8 protein-coding genes and 1 pseudogene are annotated in these 8,995 nt (G+C 74.3%); all 9 read right to left on the reverse strand.

Annotated elements, in window-relative coordinates; genetic code table 11:
* Positions 1–6: 6 nt before the first annotated feature.
* Positions 7–549, reverse strand: coding sequence for a DapH/DapD/GlmU-related protein (locus ACYVPE_RS32745; protein ID WP_461037421.1), 543 nt, complete (start codon positions 547–549; stop codon positions 7–9).
* 48 nt (positions 550–597) lie between these two features.
* Positions 598–1,569, reverse strand: coding sequence for a LysR family transcriptional regulator (locus ACYVPE_RS32750; protein WP_461037422.1), 972 nt, complete (start codon positions 1,567–1,569; stop codon positions 598–600).
* A 90-nt stretch (positions 1,570–1,659) separates the two neighbouring features.
* The gene (locus ACYVPE_RS32755) at positions 1,660–2,322 is read right to left on the reverse strand and encodes a LuxR C-terminal-related transcriptional regulator (protein WP_461037423.1); all 663 of its coding nucleotides are present in this window, start codon (positions 2,320–2,322) and stop codon (positions 1,660–1,662) included.
* Positions 2,323–2,697: 375 nt separating this feature from the next.
* Complete coding sequence (gene galK / locus ACYVPE_RS32760) at positions 2,698–3,816, reverse strand: galactokinase (RefSeq protein WP_461037424.1); 1,119 nt, start codon at positions 3,814–3,816, stop codon at positions 2,698–2,700.
* Complete coding sequence (galE, locus tag ACYVPE_RS32765) at positions 3,813–4,787, reverse strand: UDP-glucose 4-epimerase GalE (RefSeq protein WP_461037425.1); 975 nt, start codon at positions 4,785–4,787, stop codon at positions 3,813–3,815. Before galE ends, galK begins: the two co-directional genes overlap by 4 nt.
* Complete coding sequence (gene galT, locus ACYVPE_RS32770; RefSeq protein WP_461037426.1) at positions 4,784–5,833, reverse strand: galactose-1-phosphate uridylyltransferase; 1,050 nt, start codon at positions 5,831–5,833, stop codon at positions 4,784–4,786. The genes galE and galT overlap by 4 nt, the downstream gene beginning before the upstream one ends.
* Before the next feature lie 165 nt (positions 5,834–5,998).
* Positions 5,999–6,676, reverse strand: coding sequence for a LuxR C-terminal-related transcriptional regulator (locus ACYVPE_RS32775; RefSeq protein ID WP_461037427.1), 678 nt, complete (start codon positions 6,674–6,676; stop codon positions 5,999–6,001).
* A gap of 356 nt (positions 6,677–7,032) precedes the next feature.
* The gene (locus ACYVPE_RS32780; RefSeq protein ID WP_461037428.1) at positions 7,033–8,454 is read right to left on the reverse strand and encodes an outer membrane protein assembly factor BamB family protein; all 1,422 of its coding nucleotides are present in this window, start codon (positions 8,452–8,454) and stop codon (positions 7,033–7,035) included.
* A 264-nt stretch (positions 8,455–8,718) separates the two neighbouring features.
* Positions 8,719–8,995, reverse strand: a pseudogene (locus ACYVPE_RS32785) (ABC transporter ATP-binding protein); the annotation flags it as partial.

Consider the following 8,995-nt stretch of genomic DNA (forward strand, 5'->3'; position numbering starts at 1 on the left):
GAGGTGTCACCAGCGACGGCGCACGGTCGCCTTGGGGCCGGTCACCAGGCTGGCCGGCGGTACGTCGTCGGCCACCACCGCGCCGGCGGCGACCACGGCGTCGCGGCCGATGCTGACGCCGGGCAGGATCGTGGCGCCGGCGCCGATCCACACGTTCTCGGCCACGGATATGGGCTCGCCGGTGAGGTAGAGCCGCCGCTCCTCGGGATCGACCGGGTGGCCGCCGGTGATGAACGTGACCTTCGGGCCGATCATCACGCGCTCGGCGATCCGGATGCCGGCGTAGTCGAGGAACGTGCAGTTCTGGTTGATGAACACGCGCTCGGCGAGGTCGAGACGGAGGCCGTGGTCCGTGTAGAAGGGCGGGTAGATGGTGACTCCCGGCGGCAGCGGCCTGCCGAGGATCCGCTCGAACAGCTCCGCCCTGCCCGCTTCGTCGTCGAAGGGCAGGACGTTCAGGCGGGAGGTGAGCTCGGTGACCCGCAGGACCCGCTCGGCCATGGCCTCGAACTCGGTGCTGCGGATGCGCATGAGACGGTCGCTCGACATGCCGGGAACTCTCTTTCTGTTCTTTCTGCGGGTGGCTTGGTGGGGTGCTCACTGCCCGCCGGCGGGCGCGGCGCCGAGGGCGTCGCGTTCCGCCGTCGTCGTCCAGGAGGGGAGCCAGACCGGCCCGGGGAGCGCGGGCAGGGATCCCAGGTGGGCGAGGACGCGACGGAGTTCCGGGTGGGGGTTGGCCCGAGGGAGGAGCAGCAAGAGCGGGTACGCGGGGGTCGGGTTCACGACGGGGATCCGGCGCAGGTCGTGGCGCTTCGGCCAGAGGTACCGGTCGCGCGCCCCGACGAGGGTGGCCACGTCTCCGGAGTCCGCGAGGGTGTCGAGCAGCACCTCGTCGCCGAAGTGCGGGCCCGCCGCGTCGACGCGCAGGTCGAAGGCGGTGGCGAGCTGGTCGTAGAAGTCCGCCCACTCGCTTCGGGGCGCGATGCCTGGCACCCAGATCCGGTGCCCGCGCAGCCGCCGGGGCGACAGCGTCCGCGCCGAGGCGAGCGGATGTCCCGGGCCGACGAGAAGTTCGAGTGGCGAGTGGAACGCGTGGACCATCCGCACCTCGGGCGGCAGCGCGGCCGGGTCGGTGACGGCGCGGAACGAGGCGTCGATCTCGCCCGCGGCGACGGCGGCGGCCACCGCGCGGGGGTCGTCGACCCGGAGGGTCACCACGTCGAGGCCGGTTCCCTGACGCGACCGCCAGTAGTCGTGCAGCACGACGGCCTGTGCGCTGCGCAGCCCGAGAACGTCGATCCGCAGGGGCCGGGAGCCCGGCCGCACCGCGGTGACGGCGCGCTCGACGGCCGCGACGACGCTCCGCGCGTGGGGGAGGAACACCCGACCGTCGCGCGTCAGCTCGGCCCCCCGGGCGGTACGGGTGAACAGCCGGGCCGCCAGCTCGCGTTCCAGGGCGGCGATCCGTTTGGAGACCGCCTGCGGGGTCACGCCGAGCTCGTCGGCCGCCAGCTGGAACCTTCCGAGCTCGGCCGCCCGGACGAACGATCGCAACGCCTCGGTGTCCACGGGCGCATCCTAGGAGCGCTCAACCCCGCGTTGCGGCCGGTGGAGGATCGGTTGTCCGGCCACGCTCCGCGCCCCGCCGGGCCGGCGCGGTCAGTCGGCGGGGGTGACGCCGGCCCGGCGGGCGAGGGCGACGGCGGCCAGGGTGGAATGGACGCCGAGTTTGCCGAGGACGTTCTGCATGTGGGTGCGGACCGTGTGCGGGGAGAGGTAGAGCCGTTCGGCGACGGCCTTGCGGCCGAGGCCGGCCAACATGCAGCGGAGCACCTCGAGTTCGCGGGGGGTCAGGGACTCCACCAGCCGCTGGTGCTCGGTGCGGTGCCTGCGGTCCCTGCTCAACTCGCGCAGCACGGCCGTCAGCAGGGCCGGCGGCACGTGGGTCTCGTCGCGCAGCACGCCGCGCACCACCTGGAGCAGCCTGGCCAGCGAACTGTCCTTGGCCACCCAGCCGCTGGCGCCGGCCGAGAGGGCCTGGGCGGCCAGCTTCGGATCATCGTATGCCGCGAGCATGACAGCACGAAGGGCCGGTAGACGCTCCTGCGCCGACGCGAGCAGCGAACCGTCGCCCTCCACGCCGTCCGCCATCCCGGCGTCGAGGAGCAGCACGTCGAAGGGCGCGCGCTCGAGCAACTGGTGGGCGGCGGGCAGCGATCCGACGGCCGCCGCGTCGACGTCCTGCTCGGCGGTGAGCGCCGTGGCCAACGACTCGGCGAAGATCCGGTGCTCGTCCACCACCAGCACCCGAATGCGATCCACAACCACCCCTCGCGTAAGCCGCTCGGCTTCGGGCGGGCGCGACGCCGGCGCCCGGGCCCCGGGGAGAACCGTGCGGCCGCCGCCGCACGGCACCGGTGCCGGGCCGTGGGCGTCGCACCCACCTGTCTCGCCCCCTGATACGAACACCGGCCCCCACCGGTGCGCTTCTCTCAGGGTACGGGCGGTGCCGGGTGGCGGAAGTGGTTTGGCGGAAGTCGTCGTATCAAAGCGATCACGGCCTACCGGAACGGCCTGCCGGCCTACCGGTGACCACCCACCGTTCCGGCCGCTTCCCCCAGGGGGTGGCCCCGCGCTCCGCGCGGGTTTACCCACCCTCCCCCAGCCTGGCGGCTGGGGGAGGGTGGGGGGAAAAACCTACGACGTCCGGACCCGGTGGGCGCCTTCCGAAGGGGTCGCTTCGAAGGTGCGCGGCGCCCGGTAGTCGGACTTGGCGAACGCGTCCGTGATCGCCCGCGTCGTCGCGTCCACCGCCGCGGTCTCGACCAGGACGATCGCGGAGCCGCCGAAGCCGCCGCCCGTCATGCGGGCGCCGAGGGCGCCCTCCGCGACGGCGGTGGAGACCACGAGGTCGAGTTCGGGGCAGGAGACCTCGAAGTCGTCGCGGAGCGAGGCGTGGCCCTCGGTGAGGAGCGGGCCTATCTCGCGGGCGCGGCCGGCGTCGAGGAGGTCGATGACGCGTTCGACCCGGCGGTTCTCCGTCACGATGTGCCTGACGCGGCGCCGGATGACCGGGTCGGGGAGGCGGGAAAGCGCCGAGTCGAGGTCGTCGTACGCGACGTCCCGCAGGAACGGCACGCCGAGCGCGGCCGCGCCGGTCTCGCACTCGGCGCGGCGGGTGGCGTAGGCGCCGTCCGCGTGGCTGTGCTTGACCTGGGTGTCGACGACCAGCAGCCGCAGCCCCTCGCTCGCCATGTCGAACGGCACCTGGCGGCGGGAGAGGTCGCGGGTGTCGAGGAACAGGACGTGCCCCGCGGCGCAGCTGGCCGAGGCCATCTGGTCCAGGATCCCGCACGGCATGCCGACGAAGTCGTTCTCCGCGCGCTGCGAGAGGCGGGCCAACGCCTCGGGCGCGAGGCCGAGGTCGTCGAGGTCGTTGAGCGCGAGGGCCGTGACGACCTCGAGCGCCGCCGACGAGGAGAGCCCGGCGCCCGTCGGCACGTTGGAGTCGAAGGACAGTTCGGCGCCCGTTAGCCGGTGGCCGGCCCGCTCCAACACCCAGGCGACGCCGGCCGGGTAGGCGGCCCAGCCGGTCACCGAGCCGGGGGTCAGCTCGTCGAGGGAGAGTTCGACGGGCGGGGCGGCGATCTGCGCTGAGGAGAGCCGCAGCAGCCGGTCACCGCGGCGGGCGGCCGTCGCCCTGGTGGTGTGCGGGAGGGCGAACGGCATCACGAAGCCCTCGTTGTAGTCCGTGTGTTCGCCGATCAGGTTGACCCGGCCAGGGGCGGCCCAGCGCCCGCTGTCGACGCCCGTCATCGAACCGGCTCCTCGTCGCGGCTGGCGAACGCCCAGGCGTCCGCGATGATGTCGGACAGGTCGGCGCGGCTCGGCCGCCAGCCGAGGCGCTCGCGGGCGCGCTCGGCGGAGGCGACCAGCACGGCCGGGTCGCCGGCGCGGCGCGGGGCCGCGGTCTCCGGGATCGGGTGGCCGGTGACGCGCCGCGCGGTCTCGACGACCTCGCGGACCGAGAAGCCGTTGCCGTTGCCGAGGTTGCAGATCAGGTGCTCGCCGGCGGTGGCGGCGGTCAGCGCGAGCAGGTGGGCCTCGGCGAGGTCGTCGACGTGGATGTAGTCGCGGACGCAGGTGCCGTCGGGCGTCGGGTAGTCGGTGCCGTAGACGCTGATCGTCTCGCGGCGGCCGAGGGCGACCTGGAGCACGATGGGGATCAGGTGGCTCTCCGGGTCGTGCCGCTCGCCGATGGCCGGGTCGGCGCGGTGCGCGCCCGCCACGTTGAAGTAGCGCAGCGAGACGGCGGCGAGCCCGTGCGCGGCGGCCTCGCCGGTGATCATGTGGTCGACGGCGAGCTTGCTGGCGCCGTACGGGTTGGTGGGGGCGGTGGCCGCGTCCTCGGTGATCGGGGTGGCGGTCGGCTCGCCGTAGACCGCGGCCGTCGAGGAGAAGACGAGGGTCCGCACGTCCGCCTCGCGCATCGCGGCCAGCAGGTCGAGGGTGCCGGCGACGTTGTTGCGCCAGTACTTCTCGGGGTCGAGGACGGACTCGCCGACCTGGGAGCAGGCGGCGAAGTGCAGCACGGCGTCGTAGCCGCCGTCCAGCCACTTGCCGGCGTCCTGGATCCGGCCTTCGACGAACTCGGCGCCGGCCGGGACGCCCGCGCGGAAGCCGGTGGAGAGGTCGTCGAGCACGGTCACCTGGTGCCCGGCGGCGAGCAGGTGCGCGGCGACCGTGCCGCCGACGTAGCCCGCACCGCCCGTAACGAAGTACCTCATGCCTCTGTCGCCACCTCTCGGAGCCGGTCGGCCGCGGCCTCCGGCAGTACGTCGCTCACGAAGGCGCCCATGCCCGACTCGGAGCCGGCCAGGAACTTGAGCTTCCCGGGGCTGCGCCGGATGGTGAACAGCTCCAGGTGCAGCGCGAAGTCCTCGCGGGCCGGCATCGCGAAGGGCGCTTGGTGCCAGCCGGAAATATACGGGGTCGGCCCGGCGCCCTCGCCGAAGATCCGGTCGAAGCGGCGCAGCAGCTCCAGGTAGACGGCGGGGAAGCCGGCGCGCTCGTCGTCGTCCAGGGCCGGCAGGTCGGGGACGCGGCGGCGGCGCGGGTAGAGGTGCACCTCGTAGGGCCAGCGGGCGGCGCGCGGCACGAACGCCGTCCAGGTGTCGGTCTCCAGCACGACGCGGCGCCCGTCGGCCCGCTCGGCGGCGAGCAGTTCGTCGTAGAGGTTGCCGCCGGTGCGGGCCTTGTGGGCGGCGACGGAGCGCAGGGCGCGCGCGGTGTGCGGGGTGACGAACGGGTAGCCGTAGATCTGGCCGTGCGGGTGGCCGAGGGTGACGCCGATCTCGGCGCCGCGGTTCTCGAAGCAGTAGACCTGCTGGACGCCGGGGTGCTCGGCGAGCTCGGCGGTGCGGTCGGTCCAGGCGTGCAGGACGAGCGCGGCCTGCTCGGGGGTGAGCGAGGCGAAGGAGGCGTCGTGCTCGGGGGTGAAGCAGACGACCTCGCAGCGGCCGACGTCGCCGCCGAAGGACGGGAAGCGGTTCTCGAAGACCGCGACCTCGTAGGAGTCGGCGGGTATCTCGCTCAGCCGGTCGCCCCTGGTGGGGCAGAGCGGGCACTGGTCGGCCGGCGGGTGGTAGGTACGGGACTGGCGGTGCGCCGCGTAGCCGACGTGCTCGTCGAGGAGGGGGTCGTGCCGGATCTCGGAGGCCGAGACGGCGGGCTGGAGGGGGCGGCGGTCGAGGGAGTCGCGGACGGCGTCGTCGCGTGAGTCGTAGTAGATCAGCTCACGGCCGTCGGCCAGGCGGGTCGTGGTCCTCTTCATCACCCAGTCCAGATCAGATGCGGTGGGGCGCGCTTCGGTGTCCGTATCGGTGTCGGTGTCGGTGTCCGTGGCAGGATCGGCACACTCCAACAGAATCAAACATAAGGAAGCATACCCCCACGTCCGGCGTCAAAGGAGATGTCATCGAGGGCTGTCCTCGCCGGTTCAGAGGCGGCGGCCGGCCGGCAGGTGGTCGAGCAGCCCGGTGCGCACGGCGAGCGCCGCCGCCTCCAGACGGGACGCGGTGCCCAGCTTGGTCAGCAGCCGCTGCACATGGGTGCGCGCGGTGCTCGGCGCGACGCCGAGCCCGGCCGCTATTCGCCTGGTGTCCTCGCCCTCCACGATCCGGGCCAGCACGTCCGCCTCCCGCTCGGTGAGCAGCCCGGCCAGCCTGGCCCCCTCGGCGTCGGGACCGCTACGCGGGTGCAGCAGGTCGGCGAACGCCTCCCGCAGCAGCTGCGGCGCCACCGCCGCCTCGCCCGCCTTGGCCTTGACCATGGCCCGCTCCACGCCCTCGATCCGTTCGTCGTGCCGTACGTAGCCGCGGGCGCCGGCCGCGAAGGCCGCCGCCACGCCGCGCGGGCGCGGCACCGGGCCGAGCACCACCACGGCGACCCTCGGGCACTCGCGGCGCATCCGCAGCACCGGGTCGAGGGCGCCCGGCGCGTCCGGCGCGGCCAGGCCGAACAGGCAGACGTCCGGCTGCTTGCTGACCGCCAGATCGGCGGCCCGCACGGCCGGCGCGCCGGCGCCGAGCACCCGGTGGCCGCGCACCCGCAGGGCGGAGGCCAACGCCTCGGCCACCAGCCGGCGGTCATCGGCGACCACGACCCGTACGCTCATCACGTCTCCTCAGGAGGGCCGCATCGGCCGGGCCCGGGGAAAGGGGGCTCCTCGTCCACGCTCCCGGGCCGTTCGGGAACAGAGTGGATCGGGGAATCGGAGAATCGGAGAATCGGGGATATGGGGATCCAGGGATCCGGGGTGGTTCCGCGGAGCGGGGTTCGTGGAACGGAGTTCGGTGGAACGGAGTTCGGTGGAGCGGTACGTGCGGCGGGGCGGAGTGGATCAGAGTGTGGACCAGAGTGTTGTCCTGCCCCGGACCACGCGCCGATCATGCATGCCGGAGGCCCGCCGCCGCACCACCGCCGACCGGTCCGGCCGGATCGCGCCATCGCGCCGGCGGCGCGCGCCGGCGCTCACCGGTAGGCCAACAGCGCCGGACGGCCGGCGGCCGCGTCGCCCGGGTAGAACACCCGGTTGAGCAACACCAGCGTCCCCTCGTGCCACAGCGGCCGCTGGTCGTGCACGAACAGGCCGCTCATCAGGGCCCATTCGCGGCGCCTCGCCATCGGGTCGAGGGCCAGCAGCGGGGTCGCCAGGCCGGTGTCCCGGTCGATGGCCACCACGAGCCCGGCGCGTTCCTCGCCCGCCGGCTGGTAGGCGAGGATCCGGTCCCCCCGGGCACCGAACGGCCGGATGTCGCCGCCGCCCAACGCCGGCACCTGGTACTCGGCCAGGCCGCTCGCGAGGTCGAAGGCGACGACCACGTTCCCGGCGTCGACGTCGGCGTCCGCGTCCGCGCCCGTCCCGGCGCCCGGGGCGTCGTGGCGGCTGGCCAGGTAGAGGTGGCCCTCGTGCACGACGGTGCCACCGCAGTCGGCGAACGACTCGGGCCGGCACGGCGGTAGATAGCGCTCGCGGTCATAGTCCAGCTCGTATCTGATCGACTGGCGATCGTCGTCGACCACGAAGATGTGCTCGGTGGCACTTCCGGAACGGCCCGCGCTGCCCGGGTCGTCGCCGAGCAGCGCGGTGACGACCAGCGGCTCGGTGGAGAGCACGGCGGTGACGGCGAGCGGCCGGCCGAGGAACCGGGGACCGAACGTCCACTCCCACAGCTCCTCGCCCCACGCGGTGGTGGCGCGGATGGTGCCGCCGTCCCGGCCTGGCGGGGCGCCGCAGGCGGTCCTCGACACCAGCGCGCCGTCGACCACGGCGTACGCGTCGGCCACGCAGCCCGCCCCGGCGTCGTCCGCCGCCACCCGCCAGAGCGGCTCGGCCCCCGACGGGGTGTCGGCGAGCCGGAAGCCGGCGGCGCCGCCTTCCCAGCCGACCGCCACCGTGTCCCCCAGGATCGCCGGCTGGTCGTTCACGCCAGGACCCCGGCCGCCGACCCCCAACGCCACCTCGGCGACGGCCTCCCCTGCCTCGATGTCCAGCACGGTCAACGTCCCGCAGTCCCGCCCCTGGAGCACCGCCACCCGGCCACCGGAGGACGTCGGGGACGCCTGGCAGACGCCGTCGGCGAGGTCGAGCGGGAGCCGCCAGTTGCGGGCGCCGGTGGCCAGGTCGTACGAGACGACGCCGCCGTCCGCCACCCGCACCAGATCGTCGCCCGCCATCCAGTCGCCCCTGGCCCACAGCCGGACGCCCCGCCGCCCGTCGACCGGCGGCGCCTCGTCCTCCCAGACCAGCCGGGCCGGCGCGCCCCCGGCCACCGGCGGCGGCCCGGCCGGCGGCGACGCCGGTGACCGCTCGCCGGCCGAACCCTCGTCCCACGACGGCCACCGCACGGCCGAACTCCCGCTCAACAGCAGGGCGAGCACGGCCGCGAGCACCAGTCCCCGCCGCCCCGGCGGCCAGCCGGGCGCACGGCAGCGGGGAGACGGCTGCGGCGGCGATGGCGACGGTGGCATCGGTCCCTCAACGGCGGTCGGCGGTGCGCCAGACGGACTTTCTACCACCGCTCGTCCCGCCGCGTCGGCTATGTGCCCGAGCTGAACGGGTCGGGCCAGGTCCGCTTCGGCCCGGCGGCGCTCCACGGGACGCGGCCAACAGGCGCATCCGACAGGCGACCGGTCGCGGCACCTCGAGCGGAGCGTCTACGCCTCTTCGGCCAGTTCGAGCCAGCGGGTCTCCAACTCGTCCCGCTGCCCGCCGAGCTCGCGCAGCTGGGCGTCGAGCTCGGCCATCCGCTGGAAGTCGGTGGCGTGCTCGGCCATCTCGCCGTGCAGCACCGCCTCCTTCTCGCCGATCCGCTCCAACTGCCGCTCGATGCGCTGGATCTCCTTCTGACTGGCCCGGGAGAGCTGCGCCGGCTTGGCCGCGGCAGCGGCCGGCGCGGCCGCCACCGGCGGCGGCGCGGCCTCGGCCGGCCGG

The sequence above is a fragment of the Streptomyces mayteni genome (genome assembly GCF_054783955.1).

Coding starts and splice junctions, on each gene's coding strand:
- galK (WP_461037424.1), bottom strand. CDS start 3,816: ATGACGGGCGTCGACAGCGGGCGCTGGGCCGCCCCTGGCCGGGTCAAC.
- ACYVPE_RS32775 (WP_461037427.1), bottom strand. CDS start 6,676: ATGAGCGTACGGGTCGTGGTCGCCGATGACCGCCGGCTGGTGGCCGAG.
- ACYVPE_RS32745 (WP_461037421.1), bottom strand. CDS start 549: ATGTCGAGCGACCGTCTCATGCGCATCCGCAGCACCGAGTTCGAGGCC.
- galE (WP_461037425.1), bottom strand. CDS start 4,787: ATGAGGTACTTCGTTACGGGCGGTGCGGGCTACGTCGGCGGCACGGTC.
- galT (WP_461037426.1), bottom strand. CDS start 5,833: ATGAAGAGGACCACGACCCGCCTGGCCGACGGCCGTGAGCTGATCTAC.